Origin of the sequence: Collinsella sp. AF38-3AC (assembly GCF_003474365.1) — a bacterium.
In the GTDB taxonomy this organism is placed as follows: domain Bacteria; phylum Actinomycetota; class Coriobacteriia; order Coriobacteriales; family Coriobacteriaceae; genus Collinsella.
Map to the genome: position 1 here is coordinate 85,239 of NZ_QROM01000009.1, position 341 is coordinate 85,579.

Below are 341 nucleotides of genomic sequence, written 5' to 3' on the forward strand. Positions count from 1 at the left end.
TCGCGCTCGTAGCGGTCGAGGTACGCCTGGCACTCGGAGACAATGCGCTTGGTGTTGCCGTCGATGATGCGCTGGAGCGTCTCGTAGTAGGCCGAGCCCTCGGTCCTGAAGCGACGCTGGTAGGACTTGGTTATGGGGAACATCTTGATGTAGTGGATGCCGTGGCGGCAGCCGGGGCGCGTCGTGGGGCGGGGTGGCAACGCAAAGTACTGGTCTTTGGGCACGTTGGGGGCGATGTTGGAACGCAGCGGCACGGCGAAGTCCCTGCGCTTCCCGCGGAAACGCAGCCTCACCACCACGATGCAGGGGAGATTGTGCTTAAGCATGAGCTCGCGGTCGCC

Annotated in this window: 1 protein-coding gene; it reads right to left on the reverse strand. The window is 63.9% G+C overall.

The window, feature by feature from the left end; translation table 11 throughout:
• A partial coding sequence (locus DW029_RS11485; RefSeq protein ID WP_199582584.1) for a hypothetical protein occupies positions 1–326 on the reverse strand: 326 nt, incomplete at its 3' end.
• Between the last annotated feature and the right edge of the window lie 15 nt (positions 327–341).